A 23501-nucleotide genomic window follows, 5' to 3' on the forward strand; every position below is an offset into this window, starting at 1 on the left:
CGGTAAAATGCCCGATTCTCGCCGCCCGCATCGCCGGGTCGCAGGGTCACCCAGATCTCAATCTCGGGACCCCCTCTCACCGTTCTTCTCACAATCCAGAATGTCGTCCCCCAACCTGCATCCCATGCTCAATGTGGCCGTCAAGGCCGCACGCGCCGCCGGCGCCATCATCAATCGCGCTGCCCTCGACGTCGAGGCCGTGCGCATCTCCCAGAAGCAGGTCAACGACTTCGTTACCGAAGTCGATCACGCCAGCGAGAAGGTCATCATCGAGACCTTGCTGGGCGCGTACCCGGGGCACGGCATCCTGGCCGAAGAATCGGGCACCGAATACGGTGCCAAAGACTCCGAATTCGTCTGGATCATCGATCCGCTCGACGGCACCACCAATTTCATCCACGGCTTCCCGGTCTACTGCGTGTCGATCGCGCTGTCGGTGCGCGGCAAGATCGAGCAGGCGGTGGTCTTCGACCCGTCGCGCAACGACCTGTTCACGGCCACCAAGGGCCGCGGCGCCTACATGAACGAGCGCCGCATCCGCGTGTCCAAGCGCGTGAAGCTCAGCGAGTGCCTCATTTCCACCGGCTTCCCGTTCCGCACCGGCGACAACTTCAAGCAGTACCTGGCCATCATGTCGGACATGATGCCCCGCATGGCCGGCCTGCGCCGCCCCGGCGCTGCCGCGCTCGACCTGGCCTACGTGGCCGCCGGCTTCACCGACGGCTTCTTCGAAACCGGCCTGAACCCCTGGGACGTGGCCGCCGGCTCGCTGCTGGTGACCGAGGCCGGTGGCCTCATCGGTAACTTCACGGGCGAGCCCGACTTCCTCGACCAGCGCGAATGCCTGGCCGGCGCCCCGCGCGTGTACGGCCAGCTGGTGCCGCTGCTCGCCAAGTACTCCAAGTTCGCCAACGTGGACGACAAGCTGCGCGCCAGCGACCGCGTGCGCGCCGTGTCGGCCTCGACCCGCTCGACGCCCGACGAGGCCTCGACCGACCTGTACGCCCGCAGCACCGTGACCGACCAGACGGCCGCCTCGCTCGACGGCAGCACTGAGGCCCCTGCGGCTGCACCCGCCGCGCCGGCCGCCCCGCGCAAGCTCACCCGCATCAAGCGCGAGGCGCCCGCCGAGGGCGACGCCTCCGCCAAGTGATGACGGGGCCGAGCGCCGCCGCGCGGGTTCGTGCGGCGCTGCGCATTGCGCTGAGCCACTACGTCGCGAGCGGGCTCACCGTCGCGCTCGGCCTGCTCGTGATCTCGGGCGGGGTGCACCTGTGGCTGGGCACCCTGGCCGCCTCGGCCGCCGCCACCGGCGTGATCGTCACGGCGCCGCCCGACCTGCCCGGCCCGCGCCGCGGCAAGTTTTTGCAGATGCTGCCGGCGCCGCTCATCGGCCTGCCGCTGTTCTTCGCGGTGCAGATGCTGCACGGCGCACCGATCCGCCTCGGGCTGCTGCTGGTGCCCGCCACCTTCATGGCCTTCGTGGCCATGGCCTGGGGCAAGCGCGGCATTCCCATCGCCATCGCGGTGATGTTCTCGATGATCTTCTCCATGGCCACGCCAGCCCCCGCCGGGCTGTCCGACGCCATCGCGCGCACCACCGAGTTCGGCCTGGGCGCGGGCCTGTACGTGGTGTGGGCCACGCTGGCCAACCTGCTGCTCAACGGGCGCTTTCGCACCCAGTCGATCGCCGACGTGCTGTTTTCGCTGGCCGCGCTCATGCGCACCGAGGCCAGCCAGTTCACGCCGCAGGACGAAACCCGCGACATCCGCGACACCTCCGCCTCGCTGCTGGGCCAGCTGCTGCGTGAGCAGGCCGCGCTGGCCGACCAGCTGCAGGCCACGCGCGACATCGTGCTCGAATCGCCGCGCACGCCGCGCCGCCAGCGGATGGCCGGCATGCTCGTGATCGTGCTCGAGATGCGCGACCAATTGCTCGCCAGCGAACTCGACCTCGACGCCCTGCGCGCCCATCCGTCGCACGCGCAGGCGCTGGTCGAGATGCGCAGCATCCTCGAAGAGCTGGCCGACGAAACCAGCAACCTCGCCGATGCGTTGCTCATGCGCCGCCACCCCGCCGCCGTGGCCGACCGCCGGCCGCGCCTGGCCGCCATCCACGTGACGGCGGACGACGAAGACACGCACGGCCACATGGGGCCCTCGGCCGCCATGCTCGCGCGCGGGCTGGCCAGCCGCATCGGCCACATCAACGACGAGGTGTTGCGCCTCGCGGCCATGGCGCGCGGCGACGCCGAACCCAACCTGGCCGTGGTGCGCGCCAACTGGCAGCTCTTCGTGAGCCCGACCGACTGGTCGCTGCGCCCCTTCCTCGCGCTGTGGCGCTGGGACGCACCGCCGCTGCGCCACGCGATTCGCGCGGCGCTGGCCATCGCGGCCGGCTACGGCATCGCCGTGTCGATGCCCTGGGGGTCGCATGACTACTGGATCCTGCTGACCATCGTGGTGGTGCTGCGCGGCAGCCTCTCGCAGACGCTGGAGCGGCGCAACAGCCGCGTCGCCGGCACGCTGCTGGGCTGCGTGCTCGCGGTAGGCCTGTTGTCGGCGCACCTCTCGGCGCTCATGCTGCTCGTGACCATGACCATCGCGCAGGCCATTGCCCACAGCTTCGCGGTGCGGCGCTACCTCGTCACCGCCGTGGCCGCCACCGTGCTGGGCCTGCTGCAGGCCCACATGCTGAACACCGGCACCGCGCCCATCTTTGCGCTGTTCGAGCGCATCGCCGACACGCTCATCGGCGCCGCGCTGGCCTGGGGCTTCTGCTACGTGCTGCCCTCGTGGGAGCGCACGCAGATTCCCGCGCTGGTGGCGCGCGTGCTCACCGCGCAGGCGCGCCACGCGCGGCTCGCGCTCGGCCTGGGCCAGCTGCAGGCCGTCGAGAGCAGCCCCGAACTCGAATGGCGGCTCGCGCGCCGCGAGGCCTACGACAGCCTCTCGGCGCTGGTGCAGGCCACGCAGCGTTCTCTCTCCGAGCCGCGCGCCGTGCAACCGCCGCTCGAACCGCTCGAGCATCTGCAGGCCCACAGCTACCAGCTGCTCGCGCAGCTCAGCGCCGTGAAGTCGATGCTCGTGCTGCGCCGCGACCGCCTCACGCCGGGCGACATCGAAGGCCCGCTGGTGCGCACCGCGCAACGCATCGAGGCCGCCCTGGGAACCATTCCGATCGCGGGGCCCTCTCACCCCGAGAGCACGGGTGCCACCACCGTCGGCGGCCCCATCCCCTTGCCTGACCCGTTCGACAACGACATCAGCCCCTGGCTGGTGCGCCGGCTCGACCTGGCCACGGCGCTCGCCACGCAGCTGCGCGACGACGCAGCGCGCATTCTTCAACCACTGAACGACAACAACACAGAAGCAAAGACCACCCCCGCCTGATGACCCAAGAGCTCCTTGCACACCCCTGGTTCGGCACCTGGATTGCCGCCCTGATCGCCGTTCCCCTCGCCCTTCTCGCCCACCGCATCGGCGGCATGGTCCTCAGGCGGATCACCCGCCCGGCGCCCGCCGTGCATGCGATGGTGCTCAACTGCACCGCCCCCGCGCGGCTGGTGCTGCCGCTGGCGGCGCTCATGATGGTGTGGCAGGCGGCGCCGGACGACCTGCGCTATCTGGGCAGCGTGCGGCATCTCACGGGGCTGCTGCTCATCGCGGCCAGCACCTGGTTCGTGCTCAAGGCCATCAGCGGCTTTGCCGACGGCGTGCTCGCGCAGCACCCGTCCGACATCTCCGACAACCTGCAGGCCCGCCGCGTGCTCACGCAGACCCGCGTGCTCGCGCGCACCGCCATGTCGGTCGTCGTGGTGGCCGGCGGCGCCATGATGCTCATGACCTTCCCCGGCGCGCGCCAGGTCGGCGCCAGCCTGCTGGCCTCGGCCGGCGTGATCGGCATCGTGGCCGGCCTGGCGGCCAAGCCCGTCTTCAGCAACCTCATCGCGGGCCTGCAGATCGCGTTGTCGCAGCCGATTCGCATCGACGACGTGCTCGTGGTCGAAGGCGAATGGGGCCGGGTCGAGGAAATCACCGGCACCTTCGTGGTCGTGCGCATCTGGGACGACCGGCGCCTGATCCTGCCGCTCACCTACTTCATCGAGAAGCCGTTCCAGAACTGGACGCGCCACTCGGCCGAACTGCTCGGCTCTGTCTTCTTCTTCTTCGACTACGGCATGCCGCTGGCGCCGCTGCGCGCCGAGGTGGAGCGCATCGTGAAGGCCGCGCCCGAGTGGGACGGCCGCTTCTTCAACCTGCGCGTGACCGACGCCACCGAACGCACCATGCAGGTCCGCGTGCTCTGCACCGCAGCCACCTCCGGCCTGGCCTTCGACCTGCGCTGCCACGTGCGCGAAAGCGTCATCGACTTCATGCAGCGCGAGTACCCGCAGTTCCTGCCGAAGGTGCGTACGGAAAGCATCGACCCGGCGATGGGGCAGCCGGGGGCGATGCAGGGCGCGACGGCGGGCTGAAGCCCCGCCGCGCCCTCGCTCCCCTACCGCGCAGGCGCCACCGCCGGCAGCACCACCGGCGCGCCCAGTCGCGTTGCGCGTTCCCAGCCCGGCTGCGACTGCGCGCGCTCCAGCTCCGCAACGACCTCCGCACGCGTGCGGGGTTGCGTCGCCTTCACGGGGATCGGTGCACCCCAGCGCAGCACGCCGGCCCACTCGGGGCTTTGCTGCGCGGCGCGCAGTTCGGCCACCACTTCAGCATCCGTCTTGCCGGGCCCGGCGTTTTCAGGGTGCTCCTTGATGCCGGCTTCGTTCGCCGCGAAATGCGCGGGCCCCTCGACGTGCTGCTGGCTGGTTTGTGCACCCGCCACCAACGGGAGCGCTGCGGCGGCCATCGTCGCCAGCGCAAAGGCCATCTTCCTGTTCGTCATGTGTCATCTCCTTCGTTGAACGCCGAAGAGGACCACCCGCTTCGGCGATGGCGGTTTTTCTGGATCGCCATGCCGACACGCTAGGAATTCGGACCGTCGCTGCGCGAACGGTTCAATTACAAAAACGACAGGATAAAAACCAATTCATCAATTCCCTGCAAAGGGCAGCCGGAGCTTTCCATTTCGTAACCCGGCTGCACGGAAAATGTAATTGAAAAAGGCGATTTCGATCTTTTCCTGTCGCAATCGACCGATATCATTTGCCCAGACGCATGAACCATGCGGAAGGTGGCAGGAATCAATTGAAGATATTTCTGCGCGCCAAAACAGGGCTGCCACGCCGTGCGTGGGAGCGATGAATTTTCTATTCAACTCGAGGGCAACAATGAAAAGACAATTTCTCACGGCGGCCGCACTGTTCGGTGTCGGATTCGCCAATGCACAGTCTTCCGTCACGCTGTTCGGCGTGGTGGACACGGGCATCAGCAATTACTCGTCCAAATCGCAGGACATGAACGGCGCCACGCTGTTCAACCCGTTCTACGTGAACCAGGGCACGCGCACCGCGAGCCAGACCGCGCTGAGCTCGGGCGGCTATTCCACGAGCCGGCTGGGGTTTCGCGGCACCGAGGACCTGGGCGGTGGGCTCGCGGCCAGCTTCTGGCTCGAGGCGCCGATCAGCCCCGACGACGGCAAGACCGGCATCACCACCTTCCAGCGCCGCTCCACGGTCAGCCTGTCGGGTGGTTTCGGTGAGCTGCGCCTGGGTCGCGACTACGTGCCGACGGCCTGGAACGACATCGTGTTCGACCCCTTCGGCATCGTCGGCGTGGGCCGCAGCCTGATCTACACCGCCGCCAACACGAACGCCGCTGGCGGCTCGGGCGGCTTCGGCGGCGACCTCAATTACAACCGCGCCAGCAATTCGATCGGTTATTTCCTGCCGAAGAATCTGGGCGGCTTTTACGGCCAATTCATGTACGCGCTGCATGAAAACACTAAATACGACCCTGGCACCGCAACGCCGCCCGGCGTCAATTCGGCGGGCGCGCTCAATTCGGGCAATTCAGCTGCATCGCGCGCGGGGCGCTATCTCGGCGGGCGCGTCGGCTATGCCAATGGCCCGTTCGACGTGGCCGTGTCTTATGGCAACAGCACGGCTGCCGATAATTTTTATGCAGGCACCACCGAGAACGTCAAAACCTTCAATCTCGGCAGCTCCTACGATTTCGGCGTGGTCAAGCTGTTCGGCGAATTGTCGCGAATCAAGAAAACGCGCGATTACGCCGTCACGCCGCTGGCCGGCGGGGTGCCGGACGTCGACCTCACGGGCTACCTGATCGGCGTGACCGCGCCGGTCGGCCCGGGCCTGATCCGCGCCTCGTATTCGCAGGTCAAGTACGACCTCAACGCCGTCAACCTGCCGTTCACGCCGTCGGTCGCCGACCCCAAGGCCAGCAAGCTGGCCATCGGCTACATCCACAACCTGTCGAAGCGCACCGCCCTGTACGCCACCGTCGCGCGCATCAGCAACAAGAACGGCGCTGCGCTCACGGTCGGCGGCCCGGCCTTCGTGAACACCGGGGGCTTCGTGCCCAAGACCTCGACGGGCTACGACATCGGGCTGCGTCACTCGTTCTGATCACGAAAGCTGTCACGCGCAAGCAAGTGAGTGAATGACCGCGGGCGGCCTGCTGCGCCCCGGATGTTCCGTTTCTCCAGGAGCCCGCAAGGTGGGCAATTCGGTCCGCGCTTGCGCGGACCTCTTTTTTGGGGGCGTGCCCTGCGGGTGTGACTCAGTGCGCTGCCGGGTATCGGATCAGCGGGCGCCCGTTGAGCGCCTGCAGCGTGCGGTTGTTGTGGCCGTAGTGCTCGCGAAACCCGGCGATCTGGGCCGACGACAAGGTTACCGGCGCCTGCAGCACGTACCACTCGACGTTCTCCGTCAGCGGCGGCGTGGTCAGCGAACCCAGGTAGTGAAAGTAGCCCATGCGCGCGGGCAGCAGCGCCGCAATGTCGGTCATCGGCACCTCGCCATGGTGCTCCTTGCCGAGCGCCGCGAGCAGCTTGCCGGCCAGCGGATTGGCAGCGCCTTCACGGTACATCACGGCGATCACGGCCAGGCGGCCATCGGCGGCGCGCAGCACGAAGTGGCCTTCGAGCGGAAAGTGCGCGCCGTCCACGGTGTGCTCGCTTTCGGCATGGAAGTGGAACTGCGCGAGCTTGAAGTGCCGACCGCGGATCATGGCCTCCGGTCCGCTGGCTTCCACCTCCACGGCGTGGCCGTTGTCGACCACTTCGAGCTTGGCGCGCGTGCGGCTCAGCCGAAGGCCTTGCTGCTCGCTCGCATCGCCGGCTTTGGCTTGCTGCGGGGCGATGTCGATGGGCGATTGCGCACTGTCGTGCACGGCCTTCCAGCTTTCCTGGTGGTCGTAGTCGAGGGGCTGTGCGTGAACGGTGAAGGCCGCGAGCGATGCGGCGGCCAGCAGGGAGCGAAGAACAAGAGACATGATGATGGTTCAGAGTTGGAGTTGGTTTTTCATCCCGAGCGCCCGCCTTGCGGCGGGCGCTTGCACCATATCCCGCAGTCAGCCCGTCAACCGGTAAAAATTGTCAACTGCTCGCGAAAGCCACCAGTTTCGAGCGCGTGCCGGTCACACACGTTCGCAGCTGTTGTCATTCGTTGTTCAACGGGCCGCGTGCCTTCGGTGTGCGCCGTGGGGCACGGGCCCCGCTCACACCCGCCGGCGCTGCCACCGCGCGCGCCGCGATCGGCACCGACATCACGATCGACGTGCGCGTCTCGCCCAGGTGGTTGATGCTGCTCACGAACGACTCAAGGTGCTCGATGTCGCGCGCGACCACCTTCAGCACGTACGAGTCCTGCCCCGTGACGTGAAAACACTCGAGCACTTCGCGCCGGCCGTCGAGCAGCTTCAGCAGCCGGGCCTTGTCGGGCTGCGCGGTCGTGATGCCGACGAGCGCAGTGACGGTGTAGCCCGCCTTGCGTGGCGGCACCACGGCGCGGTAGCCCTCGATGACGCCGGCTTCTTCGAGGCGCTTCACGCGCTCCGAGGTCGAGGGCACCGACAGCGCCACCTGCCGCGCGAGCGCCGTGAGCGAGGTGCGTGCGTCCTGCTGGAGCGCGTCGAGGATCTGCCAGTTCTTGGCGTCGATTTCCATGGATCTAAGGCCCGATTGAGAATTTCGCTTCCGATTTCAGGCAAGGCATGCCGTGCGCCTGAATTTCGCCATTCTCGTCACGCGGGCGGCGCCGAACAATCGTCGGCATGGACTTCCCTCTCTTTCTCAAGGCCCTCGTCATCGGGCTCTCGATTGCCGCACCGGTCGGCCCCATCGGCCTGCTGTGCATCCAGCGCACGCTCGCGCACGGCCGGACCATCGGCTTTCTCAGCGGCCTCGGCGCTGCGTTGGCCGATGCCTGCTACGGCGCCATCGGTGCATTCGGCGTGTCGGCCGTGGTGTCGACGATGGTCGCGGCGCGCGTGCCGCTGGCGCTCGGCGGCGCGGCGTTTCTCGCGTGGATGGGCGTGCAGTTGCTGCGCGCACCGGCCGCCACGCAGGCCCGGGCTGCGGAAGACGCGGCCACGCCGGTGAAGGCGCTGCTGTCGGTGTTCGTGCTCACGCTGGCCAACCCGATGACGATCCTGTCGTTCGTCGCCGTGTTCGCCTCGCTCGGCAGCGGGCACGTGGGCAGCGGCAGCGGTGCGGCGCTCACGATGGTGCTGGGGGTGTTCCTCGGCTCGGCGCTGTGGTGGCTGGGGCTGTCGAGCATCGTGTCGATGGTGCGGCACAAGCTCGGCGCGCGCGTGCTGCAGTCGATCAACCGGTTGTCGGGCGCACTGCTGCTGGGCTTTGCGGTGTTTCAGTTGTCGACGTTGCTGTCGCGCTGACGAGTTAGCTACCCGGCTTTTGCCGCCGGTTTGCGGCGCACGGGCTTGCGCGCACCCAGCGCACTCGCCAGCGCCTTCGTCGCCCAGTCGCGCAAGGCGTGCGGGTCTTCGAGCGCATCGACCGGCGCCTCGTAGTAGCTCGCGACCTTCACGGTCGAGGCGCTGGTCGCGTAAGAGAACGGCAGCGCACCCAGGCGCTCGAACTCGGGCCGGGTGGCGTCGTCCACGCGCAGGTACAGCGTGCCCTTCATCACGAAGGCGAACTGCACGCCGGCCTGCACGAGGCCGAAGCCGCCGAAGAAGCGCTTGACCTCGATGGGGCCCATCGCGCCCAGCGACTCGGCCACTTCGAGCGCGCGTGCGTGCGATCGCTCCGCCCCCCCGGCGGTCGCACCTTTCGCGCGGCTCAAACGACCGCCTTGCGTCGCGCGTCGGTCACGGGCGCACCGCCATGCACTTCGAGCAAACGCAGCAGCGCCTCGGAGCTGTGGGCCTTGGCCCAGTCGCGCTCGGAGTCGTTGATGCCGACCAGGTGCAGGAAGTCGAAGCGGCCCGAGTCGAGCTGCGCCGTCGCGGGGTAGTGCTTGGGCTCCATCAGCACCACATGGCGCAGGGCCACGGTGCCCTTCTCGCGGATCGCCTCGCCGACGGGAATGCGGTCGCCGTAGTCGAAGGGTTGCTTGTCTTCACCGAAGTGCGAATGCGCGAGCAGCACGTTGTAGGCAAGCAGGCGGCGCAGCAGCTTGATCGCCCACTGGTCCTGCGGCTGCGACGGCACCTCGATGACCAGCTCGGAGCCGATCCACGAATAGCCTTCGGGGTCGTAGTCGGCCGGCTCGGTTTCCCAGGGCGTGGAGGCGCCCGAGGTCACGTACAGCCAGGTGTTGCGCACGGGCGTGGGTGCGAACTCGAACACGCCCAGGTGCAGCCAGCGCGGATCGACGTCTTCGGCGCCCAGCGCCTTGAACTCGTCGAAGTCCAGCACGTAGATGCCGGTGCGCTCGGGGCCGAACAGGCGCGGGTAGAGCGTCTCTTCGCGGTAGGCCCACACGTCTTCCATGGAACTCATCGACTTCCCCCTTCGTGAATCGACGGCATTCTCGTCGTTCGGCGCAGCGCCGGCCATTCGAGATTCGTGAAGGCGCGAAGCACCCACTCCACCGGGCCATACGCAAAGCGTGCCAGCCACCAGCGGCTGATCAGCATCTGCGCGCCGAAGATGCCGAAGGCAACCATCAGGCTCACGAACGGGCCGAACTCGCCGATGAGCCGCAGCCCGTACGCCAGAAAGAGCCACGCGCACACCGCCGACTGCAGCAGGTAGTTCGACAGCGCCATGCGCCCCGCCGGTGCGAGCGCGCCCGCCAGCCAGCCGCCCCAGCGCGACTGGAACAGCAACATCATCGCGCCCACATACGTCGCCGTGAGCAGCGGCGAGGTGAAGACGCCGACCGCCAGGCCAAGCACGTCCCAGCGCGAGCCCGGCACGACCGACGCCGTCCACGCATACACCGCCGCGCCCGGCAGCCCCAGCACCAGCCCGGGCACCAGCAGGCGCTTGAACAGCGGGCGGTAGCGGTCGGCCCGCGCGAACAGGTTGCGGCGGCCTTCGATGACGCCCGCGAAGAACATCGCCAACGCCATCGGTGCCTGGACCAGCCCGAGCACGATCCACACCTGCGACAGCTCGCGCAGATGCTGGCGGATGACCGTCGCCGCCGTGCCGCGGTAGGCCGCGAGCGCCGAGGCTGCGTCGGCCTTTGCGATGCGCAACACCTCTTCGGTCGCCGGGCCGCCCAGCATCGCGAGCACGCCGATGGCGCCCCACACCAGCGCGGTCGCCAGCACCAGCCGCAGCGCCCAGCGCGCCAGCACGGCGTCGCTCTGGTGGCGCAGCGCCAGCAGCACAGCGCCGAGCACCGCGTAGGTCGTGAGGATGTCGCCGTGGAACAGCAGCACCGCATGCAGCGCGCCGATGCACCACAGCGCCACCAGCCGGCGCGCCAGGCGCGGCACGAAGGGCTTGCCGCTGCGTTGCGCCGACTGCATCTGCAGCGTGAAGCTGTAGCCGAACAGGAACGAGAACAGCAGGTAGAACTTGGTCTCGAACAGGAAGGCGACGGCAAAGGCCGCCACGCGGTCCAGCCCCGAACGCATCATCGGGTCGGGCATCGGCTGGCCGTAGTACGGCGAGGCAAAGGCCGCGATGTTCACGACCAGGATGCCCAGCAACGCGAAGCCGCGCAACGCATCGACGAGCGACTGGCGCTCGGCTGCAACCGGGGGGTGGTTCATATGCCCCGCCCCGGTTTCGCGAGAAAGCGGCCCGCCACGCGCCGCAGCATCGGTGCCTCGCGCGCCGGGTCGAAGCCCGTGTCGAGCGCCAGGCGCGAGAACACGCCGTCGATCAGTGCGGCGATCCAGTTGGCCGATTGCACGGGGTCGAGCTCGGGGTCGATCTGCCCGCGTGCCGCGGCCTTGCGCAGCAGGGCGGCGAGGCCGTCGCGCATGTCGGCATCGCCCGCGGCCACGCTGGCACAGACCACGGGATTGCGCAGGGTCTCGGCAGCCACCTCCAGCGCCAGGCGCGAGTAGCTGCGGTCGGAGGCAAAAACCATCACCACGTCGAGAAAGGACAGCACCACCTCCAGCGGGTCGGCCGGGTCGTCGTCGATCGCGGCGAAGTACGCGGCCGTGTCGCGCCGCTCTTCTTCGGCGATGGCTTCAATGATCGCGTTCTTGCTCGCGAAGTAGTGAAAGAGGTTGCCGGGGCTCATGCCCGCGGCGGCGCAAATCTGCGCGGTGGTGGTGACGTGGAAGCCGCTGCGGGCAAAGCAGTCGGCGGCGGCTTCCAGGATCTGGCGGCGCTTGGCCTGCTGGCGTTCGGGGTCAACTTTGCGCACGGTGGTTCTCGCGGAGTTCAGTCATGCACGAATTATTAGACCGAGCGCTCGATCTATTCTGAAGAGACCCTGAAGAAACCCTTCAGGAAGCGCGCATGGCCGCAATGCCCCGGATGGTGTCCAGCAGCAGCCGCGCGCCCTCGCCCGTCTCGCCGCCGCGCCGCACGGTCACGCCCACCGGGCCTTCGGTGCTCGCCGTGTCGATGGCCACGCGCTTCAACTCGCCGCGCGCCACGAAGCCTTCCACCGCGCCCTGCGGCGCAAACCACACCGCGTCGGAGCGTTGCAGCAGGCCCACTGCAAAGCTGGTGTCGGTGGCCTCCACCAGCCGGGTCGGCAGCGCCAGCCCCTGCGCGATGAGGAAGGCGTCGGCCGTGTGCCGGATCAGCGTGCCCGACACCGGCAGCACCAGCGGATAAGCGGCCAGCGCGTCGAGCGTGGGCTTGCGCTGCGAGGCCAGCGGATGGCCGGGGCGCACCACCAGCAGCAGCACCTCGCTGTAGAGCTGCTCGAAAGCCAGGTCGGCCATGGCCGAGGCCTGCGCCAGCCGGCCCAGCACGAGGTCGATTTCGCCCTGGCGCAGTTGCGTCATCAGCTGCGCGTTGGTGCCGCTCACCACGCGCACGCGCATCGCCGGGTGCGCCGCGTGCAGCCGCGCGACCGCCTCGGGCAGCAGGTGCGCCGCCATGTTTGGCAAGGCGCCGACCACCACGCGCAGCTGGTCGGCCTCGGGCTGGTCCATCGCCAGGCCCAGGCCTTCGCGCAGGCCGCGCAGCGCCGACACGGCGTGGCGCACCAGCACCTCGGCCGCGGGCGTGAGCTCCACGCCGCGGCGGCGACGCAGCAGCAGCTGGCGCCCGACGATCTCTTCGAGCTCGGCCACCGTCTTCGACACCGCCGGCTGCGTGAGCGACAGCGCCTCGGCCGCGCGCACCAGGTTGCGCTCTTGCGCCACCATGACGAGGCATTGCAGGTGGCGCATCTTCAGGCGCTCAAAGTTCATGGCTGACATGCGGTTCTCCTCGAAGCCCGTGGGGCGACATGCTTTCAAATATAACCAGAGGGAATAGCTGGCAGAAGAGAGTTCAGTTGTGCCGCGCCGCGCACCCTTCTAGAGTGCCGTGGATACGGAGACAGACAAAGCAGCCCATGACCACGATTTTTTCCTCGAAGCCTTCCTCATCCTTCGGCGCGCGCCGCCGCCTCACGCTCGCCGCCGCCTGCGCCGCACTGGCCCTCGGCCTCGCCGCACCGGCCGCACACGCCCAGGCGACCTACCCCGCCAAGCCCGTGAAGTTCCTCGTCAACTTCCCGGCCGGCGGCCCCATCGACATCCTCGGGCGCGCGCTGGCCGACGCGCTGCAGAAAGACCTGAAGCAGCCCTTCGTGGTCGACAACCGCCCCGGCGCGGGCGGCAACATCGGCGCCGACGCTGTGGCCAAGAGCCCGGCCGACGGCTACACCGTGCTGCTGGGCATCGACAGCACCTTCACCATCAACCCGCACCTGTACGCGTCGATGCCCTTCGCGGCCAAAGACCTCAAGCCGCTGATGATCTTCAGCTCGTCGGGCCTGAGCTTCACCACCGCCGCCTCGGTGAAGGCGAAGACGCTGCCCGACTTCATCACCCAGGCCAAGGCCGAGCCTGCCACCTTCAGCTCGGCCGGCAACGGCAGCCCGGGCCACATTGCCGCCGAGATTTTTGCGGGCGCGACCGGCGCGAAGATCGTGCACGTGCCCTACAAGGGCAACGCCCCGGCCGTGATGGCCATGCTGGGCAACGAGGTACAGGCCGGCATCGTCGCCACGCCCGGCGTGCTGCCGCACATCCAGGCCGGCAAGCTGCGGGCGTTGGCAGTGACCGGCCGCCAGCGCGCACCGCTGCTGCCCGAGGTGCCCACCGTGGGCGAGCTGGGCCTGAAAGACCTCGAGTTTGAAGTGCTCTACCTCGCCATGGTGCCGACCGCCACGCCCGAGCCCGTGATGCAGACCCTGCGCCAGGCGCTGCACAAGGCGATGGCCCTGCCCGAACTCAAGAGCCGCCTGGCCTCGCTCGACATGGTGCCGCTCGCCGAAACCGATGCGGCCGCCGCCACCCGCCTGGCCACGGCGCAGGCGCGCTACGGCCGCATCGTCAAGGCGACCGGGATGAAGGTGGACTGACGGCCTCGGCCTTGCCGGTGCGCGTCGTGCTGTTCTTCTTGCCGTTGCCTGCTGCAGCTGCCGCAGCCGCCGCCGCGTGGCGCCCCCGGTCGGCCTTGGGCAGCACCGCCTGCGCGACCATGGTTTCGGCGTGCGCCTGCAGCCGGAGCAGCGCGTCGTCGAAGCGCGCGGCATCGTCTGCGTCGAGCGTGCCCATCAGCTCGGCGTTGATGCGCGTCACCAGCGGAAACAGCTCGTCGTACAGCGCCTGCCCCGTCGCCGTGAGGCCCAGCCGCACCTGCCGCCGGTCGCCCGCCAGCGCCGTGCGCGACACCAGCCGCTTGGCCACCAGCGAGCCCACCGCCTTCGAGGTGCGCGCCCGGTCGAGCTGGGCAGCCTCGGCCAGTTGCGACGAGCCCAGCTCGCCCCGGCTGGCCAACACCGCGATCAGCCGCCACTCGCGCCGCGTGATGCCGAAGCGGCCCTCGCACAGCCGGATCACCATGCTGCCCGCCACCGCGAGCAGGCGCGACAGCCGGTACAGCAGCAGGTCGTCCAGCGGGCGGCGCGGCGGGGTGGCGGCGTCTTCAGCAGTCATGGGGCGGGGTCTCGAAAGGCCGGGTAAGTCCGGGTAAGTCCGGGCGATGGTTGATTTGATCAATCGACTGTAGCGTCTCCAGAATCGTCCGCAGCCGCGGCCACCCGCCCCGGCCACGCACCGACCACTGCAGTACGCCGAACGAGACCCGGAGACATTGACGATGCCCCAGCCGCTTCCCGACCCGACCCGCCGCCGCACCCTGACCACCCTTGGCGGGCTGGCCCTTGCACCCCTCGCGTCTTTCGCGCCGTTTGCCATGGCACAGCAGCCGGCAGCCTTCACCCCCGGCCAGCCGATCAAGGTGCTCATCGGTGTGCCCGCCGGCGGCACGCAGGACGTGCTGACCCGCGCCATTGCCCACCAGGTGCGCGATTCGCTCGGCCCGCTCATCATCGACAACCGCTCGGGCGCGGCCGGCCGCATTGCCGTGGAGGCCGTGAAGACCGCGGCGCCCGACGGCCACACCCTGCTGCTGGGCACCGCGAGCATGATGACCATGTTCCCCAGCGCCTACCGCAACCTGTCGTACGACCCCATCAAAGACTTCGTGCCGCTGGTGAACGCCGCGCGCTTCGAGCTGGCGCTCACCGTGCACAAGGACGTGCCCGCCAACACGCTGGCCGAGTTCATCACCTGGGCCAAGGCGCAGGGCGACAAGGTCAGCTTTGGCTCGTACGGCGCCGGCACGCCCTCGCACTTTCTGGGCGAAATGCTCAACCGCGCGGCCGGCCTGAAGATGGTCCACGTGCCCTACCGCGGCTCCACGCCCGCGCGCCAGGACGTCATGGGCGGCACCGTGCCCGTGTACTTCGACACCATCGGCGGCGCGCAGCAGATGCTGCCCACCGGCCGCGTGAAAGTGCTCGCCACCAGCGGCGACAAGCGCTCGCCGCTCATGCCGCAGCTGCCCAGCTTCGTCGAGAGCGGCTACAAGGACGTGGTGGCCACCGCATGGTTCGCCTACTACGCGCCGCTGAAAACGCCGCCCGCCACCGCCGAGAAACTGCGCGGCGAAATCATCCGCGCCGTGAACTCGCGCGACGTGCGCCAGCTGCTGCTGCAGAACGGCATGTACCCCGTGGCCGACGGCCCCGAGGCGCTCGTGAAGACCATGCGCGAAGACATCGCCCGCTGGGCCGGCATCATGAAGGCCGTGAACTTCCAGGCCAACGACTGACCGACCGATAGACAACCAGGACACCCTTCATGATCCCGCGCACCCTCTCCGCTTCTTCCGCTTTCGCTTCCTCTTTCACCCCCACGCGCCGTCGCCTCGCCGCCTTGCTGGCCATGGCCGGCCTCGTGGCGGCCATCGCCGCCCCCACGCTCGCACGCGCACAGGCCGCGCTCGACAGCCCGCTGCGCATCGTCGTCGGCTACGCGCCCGGCGGTGCCACCGACCGCGTGGCGCGCATCGTGGGCGACAAGCTCACGGCCAAGCTCGGCGTGCCCGTCATCGTCGAGAACAAGCCCGGCGCGGGCGGCCGTTTGGCCGCGCAACAGGTCAAGGCCACGCCCGCCGGCCAGAACGTGTTGATGCTCGCCAACCCCGCCGTGATGATCGTGGCGCCGCTCGTCTTCAAGGACAACGGCTACGAGCCCGAGCGCGACTTCGTGCCCGTGTCGCACGTCAACGCCTACGACTTTGCGCTCGCCGTGTCGCCCACCCTGCCCGTGCGCGAACTGAACCACTTGCTCGCATGGATGCGCGCCAACCCGCAACAGGCCAACGTGGGCGTGCCCGCCACCGGCAGCCTGCCGCACTTCTTCGGCCTCATGGTGGGCGAGAAGGCCAAGGTGCAGACCCAGGTGGTGGGCTACCGCGGCTCCGCCCCGCTGCTGAATGATTTGATCGGCGGCCAGGTGCCCATTGCCGTCGACACCGAAGACGTCGTGCTGCCGCAGCACACCGCCGGCAAGCTGCGCATCCTGGCGCTGTCGGGCGAAAAGCGCTCGCCCTTTGCACCGAATATTCCGACCTTCAAGGAAGCCGGCCTCGACCTCGCCGCCACCGGCTGGAACACCTTCTTCGCGCCGGCCACCATGCCCAAGGACAAGGTCGAACGCCTGGCCACCACCATCCACGCCGTGATGCAAGACCCCGACACCCAACGCAAGTTCAAGGACGCCGGCATGACGCCGGTGGTGAGCACTCAGGCGCAGACCGCCGCGATGCTCAAGGCCTACAAGGCGCAGTGGGCCCCCGTGGTCCAGAAGTCCGGTTATCAGCCCTGATCGAAAGACCTTCCGACATATGACGACACGCAGCACCCGCCCCAACATCATCTTCATCGTGGCCGACGACCTCGGCTATGCCGACCTCGGCTGCTACGGCGGCCGCGAGGCGCCGTTCGGCCGCGTGTCGCCCGTGCTCGACGGCCTGGCCGCCAACGGCTTGAAGCTCACGCAGGGCTACGCGAACTCACCCGTGTGCTCACCCACGCGCTTCGCGATGATCACCGCGCGGTACCAGTACCGCCTGCGCGGCGCGGCCGAAGAGCCCATCAACAGCAAGAGCCGCGGCAGCACCACGCTGGGCCTGCCCACCGAGCACCCCACCCTGCCGTCGCTGCTGAAAGACAGCGGCTACAAGACCGCGCTCATCGGCAAGTGGCACCTGGGCTACCCGCCCAGCTTCGGCCCGCTGCGCTCGGGGTATGAAGAGTTCTTCGGCCCCATGTCGGGCGGTGTCGACTACTTCACCCACTGCGACTCGGCCGGCCGCCACGACCTCTGGTACGGCGAAGAAGAGCACAAGGACGACGAGGGCTACCTGACCGACGTGCTGTCCAAGCGCGCCGTCGACTACGTCGAGCGCATGGCCACGCAAGAGGCGCCCTTCTTCCTGAGCCTGCACTACACCGCCCCCCACTGGCCGTGGGAAACCCGCGACGACGCCGACAAGGCGCCGCTCGTGAAGGACAACCTGTTCGACCTGTCGGGCGGCAACATTCATGTGTACCGCCGCATGATCCATCACATGGACGAAGGCATCGGCTGGATCATGGCCGCGCTCGAAAAGCACGGCATGGCCGACAACACGCTCGTCGTGTTCACCAGCGACAACGGCGGCGAGCGTTTCTCGGACAACTGGCCGCTGGTCGGCGGCAAGATGGACTTGACCGAAGGCGGCATCCGCGTGCCATGGATTGCGCACTGGCCGAAGGTGATCGCCAAGGGCAGCGAGAGCACCCAGCTGTGCATGACCATGGACTGGTCGGCCACCATGCTCGACGCCGCCGGCGTGAAGGGCGACGCCGCGTACCCGCTCGATGGCGTGTCGCTCATGCCCGTGCTGAAAGACGCCACCCAAAGCTTCCGCCGCCCCCTGCACTGGCGCATGAACCACCGCGGCCAGGAAGCGATGCGCGACGGCGACTGGAAGTACCTGAAGGTCGACGGCAACGAGTACCTGTTCAACATTCCGGCCGATGAGCGCGAGCGTGCGAACCTGGGGAAGAAGGAGCCGCAGCGGCTGGAGGCGATGCGGGCGCAGTGGCAGGCTTGGAACGCGACGATGCCGGGGATTCCGGAGGATGCGACTGTGAGCCTTGGGTATTCGGTTAAGGACATGCCGCAGAGGTGAAGCGCGAGTGCAGGAAATCTATCGGGTGCGCGCCGTAGCACCTCGGAATACTCTTGGTGTGGCCGGGTGTCGACGCAAGCGGTTCCAGGGTAGGGACTCACCGAGCGGCGCTATCCTCCCAGGATGACTTCCGCCGCTCCTACGCCCTCTCCTGCACAGAAGCCCGACGAGCCCAAGCCGTTGGGAGAGCTACTGCCATCCGCGGCAAGCCCCGAACTCACTGGGGGCGCTGGATTCACCTACGAAGACGGAGTCGCAGCGTCCTACGTCGTGGCGTTGTTGGCCGAGGCGACAGCTCAAGGGGTGCCCGGCCGCATAGTCAAGAAGGTATCGATTCAACAGGGGGCAGTGGGCCAGCCCCTTGACGATGTGATCGTTGAAGCGGAGGGGCAGGATAGCGTCGGCATGCGCTTGAGTCTCCAGGTCAAGCGCAGTCTGCGAATCAGCGATGCCAGGACGAACTCGGACTTCCGCGAAACAATCATCCGTGCGTATGCCACTGTGGTCTCGAATGGTTTTCAAGCCACGATAGACCGCGTCGGCGCTATCACGGACGAGATTGCCGAAGGCGCCAGACGTGACTTCGAGACACTCTGCGAGTGGGCGCGGATGGATCCAGTCCCTGCCAGTCTTGCGACCAAATTGAACACGGAGGGAGTCGGAGGGGCGAAAACTGGTCAGTACGCCGCTGTCAAGAACATCCTATCTGGCATCGCCGAAATATCTGACCTTGATGCAGCAACGCACAAGCTTCTCGCTCACTTCGTATTAATGCGAGTGGACATGCTCCATGAGGGCTCTGCGACCCAGGCTAGCGCCGTCGCATCGCTGGCAAACGTATTGCAACCGCAGGACCGCGCACGAGCTGATGACCTCTGGCAACGACTTCTCACCCTCGTCAGGGCGAGCGAGGGTGGAGCGGGCGTGTTTGATCGCAAGACGCTCGTTAGCAGGCTCAATGGGTCATTCAGACTCTCTGGCTCAGCAGTTCTACAGAGCACGCTCGCGTTTATTCGGGAGGAGTCTGTCCGTGGAGTGGCCGAAATCGGCAACCAAGTAGATGGCTTTGGGGTCGCACGTGCGCATCTGGTGGCTGAAGCGACTACGGCGATTGGTGCACATCTGTTCGTTCAACTTACCGGTATGCCCGGCACCGGCAAATCAGCAGTCCTTCGAGCGCTAGTAGAACGGGCGATCACCCAAGGGACGACGCTTTTCTTGAAAGCCGATCGCCTTGCGGGAGGAACTTGGACGCAGTACCTCGCCGCGAACGGGATTGCACCGTCCTCCATCGAGGACCTGCTTGTTGAAATCGAGGCGTTGGGGGTTCCGACGCTTTTCGTCGACGGGCTAGATCGAATTGAAATCGAAAATCGAGGCATCCTCACCGATCTTCTGAAGGTCATCCTTCAGTCACCACTACTCAAGGGCTGGAAGATCGTGGCCGCGTTGCGGGACAACGGCATTGAGCCGTTGAGAACTTGGCTACCTCCAGAACTACTTAGGAAGGGTGCAGCCACTCTCTCCGTCGGGGAGTTTAGCGAGGAAGAATCCGAAGCCTTGGCGAATGCCCGCCCCTCGCTACGACCGATGCTTTTCGGGTCACCCGACGTGCGAGCCATCGTCAGGCGGCCGTTCTTCGCCGCCGTCCTAAGCGCTGGGCACACCGATGGCGATAGTGTGCCGATGTCTGAAATCGAGCTAGCAAGCGCTTGGTGGGAACGCGGTGGGTACAGTGCAGAAGCCGCGGCGGCCGGTCGCAGGCGACAGGCACTGGTGCAACTCGCTCGCAAAGGTGCATTTGCATTGGGGCGCAAGATCCCTGCTCTAGATGTTGATGCTCGGGCACTGCATGAGCTGCAAATAGATGGGGTGGTACGGCCATTACGAGCTGGCCAGACCTGGCGATTCGCGCACGACATCTTTTTTGAATGGGCGTTCTTGCAGCTCCTCATCTCAAACGGTGAGGATTGGCTGACTACGGTTCAGGAAGCAGGGGAGCCGCCAGCACTTGGCCGAGTCGTCGAACTGCTCTCGCAATCCGAGATCAAGGACGGGGATGATTGGGCGAAGCAACTTGAGCGGCTCGAGGAGGTCAGTGGGGCTCGGACTCAGTGGCTCCGTGCGTGGATGACAGGGCCACTGGGCCTACCTCAGTTCACCTCAGTTCAGGCTACCTACGAGGCAGCCATGCTAGTCGACGGCGGCAGGCGCGTCTCGAAGCTCTCTGTCTGGTTCCAGGCAGAGAAAAGCAAGGCCAATCCGAACTTTCTCGATGCGGCTCAGTTTCCACAGTTGAGTCCGGAACAGCGCCTCCGATACGCCGATGCCATGGCTTGGCCGTCAGACGTCGACACTTGGCGAAGACTCTGCAACTGGCTCTTGACATGCGTTGAGAGCCTTGACCCCAAATACTGGGGCAACGTCTTGACAGTATTCGAGGTGTGGCAGAACCTGGGGCGGGACTTCAGGAATAAGGTCTCGAAGAGCATTGTCGACATCGTCGCCAAGTGGACTGTTCAGATTGATGCGGGAGAAGAGGACTGGCGACGACTCCGAGGCGAAGCGGATCTAACGAAGGCACCAAGACCACCATCTTCGCTATCCGAGCGGCTTCGATCGTTGATATTGATTGCTTCCCCGGCCTATCCAGAGGTAGCGAAGGCCTACATGAGACATCTACTGGCGCTGGAGCATCTTCCACAAGGGGCTTTCGAGGGAATCTTGACGTTTAGCCCGAGGCTAGGCGCATCGTGTCCTAAGGAACTCGTCGATTTCATCATTGTGACCACGAAAAACGATCTGCCGAAGGAAGAGAAGCGACACGAGTTTTACAGCGGTCCGGACACCCAGGCCTGGCACGACCTGGGCCTTGATGACCATCAAGCTTACTTGCCGCCAGCCCCATCTCGTGAGCCATTTCCGTCAGTCTTTAAGGCCGCCCCGGGTGAAGGACGGCGCTTAGTGCGATCGTTGGCGAATCGCGCTATTGAAGCTTGGCAACAGCTCTGCGAATTCGATCGACAAGGCCCTCGAAAACCACTGTCTCTGAAGCTGATCTTTCCCTGGGGAGAGCAAGAGTTTTGGGGCGATGGCCAAGTCTATCAATGGTTCAGGGGCGCTCATGGCTCCTACTTAGCGGACTCCGCGTTGATGGCGCTCGAGTCTTGGGCGTTCGAGCACGTAGATGCAGGCACTTCAGTTGACGAGGTTATTGCCCTGGTGCTGGATGGTCATCACTCCGTCGCTGCCCTAGGCATTGCGGTTTCCATCGCTCTCGAGAAGAACCATGTGTCCGCGACCACTTTGCCGCTAATTACTAGCCAGCGACTTTGGAAGTGGGACATCAAGAGGATGGTCTCCGAAAACGGTTTCCTACTAGGCGCCGGAAGTTTTAATTCGGCTGATGAAAGGCACACGCAGGCAGCGCATGAGACAGGCAAGAGGCGCGCGCGAAAGGTCGAGTTGCGATGGCTCGCCTCTTTGGCCGTTCTGCAGGGTGGGGAATTCGCACAACAGGCCTCGAAGGAGATCGCGGATTTTCCGCATGCCCTTCCTTTCGACTACGTCGACGAAACGAAGAATGCAAGTCTCATATCAAGTCTGCGAAGAACGGCTGAAATCTGGGCTGAGGTCGGAAAGGCCGAGAACTACGAGGCGAAGACAACGGACGATGGCAAGGGAGCGCTGATCTCCCTGAATAACCCAAAGGCAGTCGGGCCGGACATTGATGCCATCAACGAGCGTCAGGCCACCATGGTCTTGCACATGAGAGTGAATCAATGGGCAGAGAAGACCTTGGAGGCAGGCGTCATAGATGATGAAGCAGAGTTTATAAATGCACTCAATACGGCTAGACAGCTAGACGCGGCCGATCTGTTCAGCCAAGGGTACGACCACATCAGCTCTGAGCACTCGCGACAGTCGCTGGTCGCAGGCGTCGCAGCGGTCATTCTTTCGCTTCCAACCTCCATCGATGTGGACACGCGCGAGTGGGCCTCGAATGTGTGCTTTCGCGCTTGGCGGACTGCGGAAGTGGGGAGCAATTACACGTACCGAGACTCACAGTTGGTATTTCATCCGGTGTTGTTCGCAACCCAAGGGCTCGCCGGCATTTTGCGAGCGGATCGCTCTCGTCATGACGCGCTAGAGGCGCTGCTGCAGCTATTTAGCCACCCATATACTCAGATCGAAGGGGTAGCGATGCAGGGTCTAATCGGACTCTGGGATGCTGCGCCCGATGCTGCATGGCTGGGACTTCGACTTGGGATATCCCTGTCGATCCTTGAACGTTCGCAGTACATGGTGGTCAAGAAGGATCGCCTTCAGCACGAGCAAGATCGCATCAACGCGAGCGTGCGTTGGGCCTTGGATGAAATCGCGGAGCTCGACGCACCTCCAGTTGCCCTGCCGGCGGTCCCCGATGCATGGGATCAGGTCGAGCCAAGCGGCTCAGACGTCGCTGAGGAAGGCGGCCAACCTGCGAAATGGCGACCGGCCGAGCGTGATCTCGACTGGCGTCATCTGTCGCGAGTGATAGCAGCGATTCCCTTGGAAGCCGTGGTGAATGACGAACACCGGTTCCGGTTTGTTCTGGATTGGCTCGAAGGCCTTGAACGATGGACTATCGATCGGTTCAATCCGCCTTCGACTCGAGACCGCCCCGGAAAGAGACCTCGTGATGAAAAGCCCACGGAGTTGTATCAGTGGCGCATCACGCTCTTTTCTTTCCTCGCTCTGGTCAGTGCCCGGTTGGAGCCGACCGAGGCCCTTCGGCGCTTCGTGAATCCGATTCTTTCCTTGGACGACGAGACCTTCGTTTCGTTTGCTGATCCATTCGCATCGCCTTTGGTGGCAAACATTGTGGATGCACCGGATCTCCCCGCAAAAGTCCTCGAGTTGCTTGCTGCCTTGATGCCCAGAGTTACGAGCCATTCCGCATGGAAAAGAAGTTCTTGGCGTGATGAAGGAATGAGAAATAACGAACTTGAAAGAATCCTCCGATCCGTGTTTTTTATTAAGTGGGGAGACCTTCCTAGAACCGCGCGGTTCGCCAACGGTAACTGGCAAGAACTGGGTCAGGTTCTTGATCTGGTCGCTCCTCTTCTTCGCGCGCATGGAAGCGATGCAACATTGGCTGCGATCTGGGCAACCTTGTGCGAGCGCGCGTTCGAACACTACCCGATTGAATCTTTTGTTGAGCACCTGGAGCTGGTTCTGCATAGCACAGCCGCGCCGACTGGCTGGAATAGCGCGCTCGTGCCGCCGCGGGTCGCGAGTCTCATCCAGCGTTTCTCAGAGCGAGGCGTAGAGCTTCCCGAACCCATCGCACGAAAATTATTGCGAGCGCTCGATAGCCTCGTCGATATGGGTGACAGACGTGCTGCTGCGATTCAGACGAGCGAGGTCTTCCGGCGAGTCAAGCTTGCTTAGCTCGGAATGAGGCTCGGATGTGACGTACTCCTGT

At 66.0% G+C, this 23501-nt stretch carries 19 protein-coding genes; 10 read left to right on the forward strand and 9 right to left on the reverse strand.

Translation table 11 applies throughout. The features are described from left to right. Positions 1 to 100: 100 nt before the first annotated feature. The 3 genes from CLU95_RS05445 to CLU95_RS05455 are packed head-to-tail and all read left to right on the forward strand — an operon-like array spanning position 101 to position 4478. The gene (locus tag CLU95_RS05445) at positions 101 to 1153 is read left to right on the forward strand and encodes an inositol monophosphatase family protein (RefSeq protein ID WP_099791139.1); all 1053 of its coding nucleotides are present in this window, start codon (positions 101 to 103) and stop codon (positions 1151 to 1153) included. Further along, positions 1153 to 3393 carry an FUSC family protein gene (locus CLU95_RS05450; RefSeq protein WP_099791141.1) on the forward strand — a complete coding sequence of 747 codons (2241 nt, stop codon included), beginning with the start codon at positions 1153 to 1155 and terminating at the stop codon, positions 3391 to 3393. Before CLU95_RS05445 ends, CLU95_RS05450 begins: the two co-directional genes overlap by 1 nt. Further along, positions 3393 to 4478, forward strand: coding sequence for a mechanosensitive ion channel family protein (locus tag CLU95_RS05455; protein ID WP_099791143.1), 1086 nt, complete (start codon positions 3393 to 3395; stop codon positions 4476 to 4478). Before CLU95_RS05450 ends, CLU95_RS05455 begins: the two co-directional genes overlap by 1 nt. 23 nt (positions 4479 to 4501) lie before the next feature. Here the strand turns inward: CLU95_RS05455 and CLU95_RS05460 are convergent, their stop codons facing one another. Further along, complete coding sequence (locus CLU95_RS05460) at positions 4502 to 4888, reverse strand: DUF4148 domain-containing protein (RefSeq protein WP_099791145.1); 387 nt, start codon at positions 4886 to 4888, stop codon at positions 4502 to 4504. A gap of 385 nt (positions 4889 to 5273) precedes the next feature. On the opposite strand from CLU95_RS05460, the gene CLU95_RS05465 reads away from it, so the two are divergent. After that, the gene (locus tag CLU95_RS05465) at positions 5274 to 6530 is read left to right on the forward strand and encodes a porin (RefSeq protein WP_099791147.1); all 1257 of its coding nucleotides are present in this window, start codon (positions 5274 to 5276) and stop codon (positions 6528 to 6530) included. Positions 6531 to 6684: 154 nt separating this feature from the next. Here CLU95_RS05465 and CLU95_RS05470 read toward each other — a convergent pair whose 3' ends face one another. Next, a complete protein-coding gene (locus tag CLU95_RS05470; RefSeq protein WP_099791149.1) occupies positions 6685 to 7398 on the reverse strand; it encodes a carbonic anhydrase family protein in 714 nt (237 codons plus the stop codon). A gap of 166 nt (positions 7399 to 7564) precedes the next feature. Then, complete coding sequence (locus CLU95_RS05475; RefSeq protein WP_099791151.1) at positions 7565 to 8071, reverse strand: Lrp/AsnC family transcriptional regulator; 507 nt, start codon at positions 8069 to 8071, stop codon at positions 7565 to 7567. A gap of 107 nt (positions 8072 to 8178) precedes the next feature. On the opposite strand from CLU95_RS05475, the gene CLU95_RS05480 reads away from it, so the two are divergent. Further along, complete coding sequence (locus CLU95_RS05480) at positions 8179 to 8802, forward strand: LysE family translocator (protein ID WP_099791153.1); 624 nt, start codon at positions 8179 to 8181, stop codon at positions 8800 to 8802. 8 nt (positions 8803 to 8810) lie between these two features. Here CLU95_RS05480 and CLU95_RS05485 read toward each other — a convergent pair whose 3' ends face one another. From CLU95_RS05485 to pcaQ, 5 genes are all read right to left on the reverse strand, one after another. Then, positions 8811 to 9128 carry a TfoX/Sxy family protein gene (locus CLU95_RS05485; RefSeq protein ID WP_099797128.1) on the reverse strand — a complete coding sequence of 106 codons (318 nt, stop codon included), beginning with the start codon at positions 9126 to 9128 and terminating at the stop codon, positions 8811 to 8813. Positions 9129 to 9208: 80 nt separating this feature from the next. Next, the gene (locus tag CLU95_RS05490) at positions 9209 to 9871 is read right to left on the reverse strand and encodes a suppressor of fused domain protein (RefSeq protein ID WP_180288551.1); all 663 of its coding nucleotides are present in this window, start codon (positions 9869 to 9871) and stop codon (positions 9209 to 9211) included. Continuing rightward, positions 9868 to 11097, reverse strand: coding sequence for a DUF418 domain-containing protein (locus tag CLU95_RS05495; RefSeq protein WP_099791157.1), 1230 nt, complete (start codon positions 11095 to 11097; stop codon positions 9868 to 9870). Before CLU95_RS05495 ends, CLU95_RS05490 begins: the two co-directional genes overlap by 4 nt. Next, positions 11094 to 11705, reverse strand: coding sequence for a TetR/AcrR family transcriptional regulator (locus tag CLU95_RS05500; RefSeq protein ID WP_099791159.1), 612 nt, complete (start codon positions 11703 to 11705; stop codon positions 11094 to 11096). The genes CLU95_RS05495 and CLU95_RS05500 overlap by 4 nt, the downstream gene beginning before the upstream one ends. 82 nt (positions 11706 to 11787) lie before the next feature. Continuing rightward, positions 11788 to 12717, reverse strand: a complete 930-nt coding sequence (gene pcaQ, locus CLU95_RS05505; RefSeq protein WP_099791161.1) for a pca operon transcription factor PcaQ — start codon at positions 12715 to 12717, stop codon at positions 11788 to 11790. A gap of 137 nt (positions 12718 to 12854) precedes the next feature. On the opposite strand from pcaQ, the gene CLU95_RS05510 reads away from it, so the two are divergent. Then, positions 12855 to 13868: a tripartite tricarboxylate transporter substrate binding protein gene (locus CLU95_RS05510; RefSeq protein ID WP_099791163.1), complete on the forward strand. Its 1014-nt coding sequence runs from the start codon at positions 12855 to 12857 to the stop codon at positions 13866 to 13868. Here the strand turns inward: CLU95_RS05510 and CLU95_RS05515 are convergent. Then, positions 13840 to 14445 carry a MarR family winged helix-turn-helix transcriptional regulator gene (locus CLU95_RS05515; protein ID WP_180288552.1) on the reverse strand — a complete coding sequence of 202 codons (606 nt, stop codon included), beginning with the start codon at positions 14443 to 14445 and terminating at the stop codon, positions 13840 to 13842. The genes CLU95_RS05510 and CLU95_RS05515 overlap by 29 nt on opposite strands. Before the next feature lie 163 nt (positions 14446 to 14608). Here CLU95_RS05515 and CLU95_RS05520 point away from each other — a divergent pair, with 163 nt between their 5' ends. From CLU95_RS05520 to CLU95_RS05535, 4 genes are all read left to right on the forward strand, one after another. After that, positions 14609 to 15625, forward strand: a complete 1017-nt coding sequence (locus tag CLU95_RS05520; protein ID WP_099791165.1) for a Bug family tripartite tricarboxylate transporter substrate binding protein — start codon at positions 14609 to 14611, stop codon at positions 15623 to 15625. A gap of 113 nt (positions 15626 to 15738) precedes the next feature. Then, positions 15739 to 16683 (forward strand): Bug family tripartite tricarboxylate transporter substrate binding protein, encoded by a 945-nt coding sequence (locus tag CLU95_RS05525; RefSeq protein WP_099797130.1) that lies wholly within the window; start codon positions 15739 to 15741, stop codon positions 16681 to 16683. Positions 16684 to 16702: 19 nt separating this feature from the next. Next, the gene (locus CLU95_RS05530; RefSeq protein WP_099791167.1) at positions 16703 to 18034 is read left to right on the forward strand and encodes a sulfatase family protein; all 1332 of its coding nucleotides are present in this window, start codon (positions 16703 to 16705) and stop codon (positions 18032 to 18034) included. Between the two features lie 270 nt (positions 18035 to 18304). Then, entirely contained in the window at positions 18305 to 23467 is a 5163-nt protein-coding gene (locus CLU95_RS05535; RefSeq protein ID WP_099791169.1) for a hypothetical protein, read from the forward strand. Positions 23468 to 23501 lie beyond the last annotated feature (34 nt).

Source organism: Variovorax sp. 54 (assembly GCF_002754375.1).
In the GTDB taxonomy this organism is placed as follows: Bacteria; Pseudomonadota; Gammaproteobacteria; order Burkholderiales; family Burkholderiaceae_C; genus Variovorax.

Coding starts and splice junctions, on each gene's coding strand:
- CLU95_RS05470 (WP_099791149.1), bottom strand. CDS start 7,398: ATGTCTCTTGTTCTTCGCTCCCTGCTGGCCGCCGCATCGCTCGCGGCC.
- CLU95_RS05485 (WP_099797128.1), bottom strand. CDS start 9,128: ATGGGCCCCATCGAGGTCAAGCGCTTCTTCGGCGGCTTCGGCCTCGTG.
- CLU95_RS05460 (WP_099791145.1), bottom strand. CDS start 4,888: ATGACGAACAGGAAGATGGCCTTTGCGCTGGCGACGATGGCCGCCGCA.
- CLU95_RS05525 (WP_099797130.1), top strand. CDS start 15,739: ATGGCCGGCCTCGTGGCGGCCATCGCCGCCCCCACGCTCGCACGCGCA.
- CLU95_RS05445 (WP_099791139.1), top strand. CDS start 101: ATGTCGTCCCCCAACCTGCATCCCATGCTCAATGTGGCCGTCAAGGCC.
- CLU95_RS05490 (WP_180288551.1), bottom strand. CDS start 9,871: ATGAGTTCCATGGAAGACGTGTGGGCCTACCGCGAAGAGACGCTCTAC.
- CLU95_RS05450 (WP_099791141.1), top strand. CDS start 1,153: ATGACGGGGCCGAGCGCCGCCGCGCGGGTTCGTGCGGCGCTGCGCATT.
- CLU95_RS05515 (WP_180288552.1), bottom strand. CDS start 14,445: ATGACTGCTGAAGACGCCGCCACCCCGCCGCGCCGCCCGCTGGACGAC.
- CLU95_RS05495 (WP_099791157.1), bottom strand. CDS start 11,097: ATGAACCACCCCCCGGTTGCAGCCGAGCGCCAGTCGCTCGTCGATGCG.
- CLU95_RS05530 (WP_099791167.1), top strand. CDS start 16,703: ATGACGACACGCAGCACCCGCCCCAACATCATCTTCATCGTGGCCGAC.
- CLU95_RS05480 (WP_099791153.1), top strand. CDS start 8,179: ATGGACTTCCCTCTCTTTCTCAAGGCCCTCGTCATCGGGCTCTCGATT.
- CLU95_RS05475 (WP_099791151.1), bottom strand. CDS start 8,071: ATGGAAATCGACGCCAAGAACTGGCAGATCCTCGACGCGCTCCAGCAG.
- CLU95_RS05465 (WP_099791147.1), top strand. CDS start 5,274: ATGAAAAGACAATTTCTCACGGCGGCCGCACTGTTCGGTGTCGGATTC.
- CLU95_RS05520 (WP_099791165.1), top strand. CDS start 14,609: ATGCCCCAGCCGCTTCCCGACCCGACCCGCCGCCGCACCCTGACCACC.
- pcaQ (WP_099791161.1), bottom strand. CDS start 12,717: ATGTCAGCCATGAACTTTGAGCGCCTGAAGATGCGCCACCTGCAATGC.
- CLU95_RS05510 (WP_099791163.1), top strand. CDS start 12,855: ATGACCACGATTTTTTCCTCGAAGCCTTCCTCATCCTTCGGCGCGCGC.
- CLU95_RS05455 (WP_099791143.1), top strand. CDS start 3,393: ATGACCCAAGAGCTCCTTGCACACCCCTGGTTCGGCACCTGGATTGCC.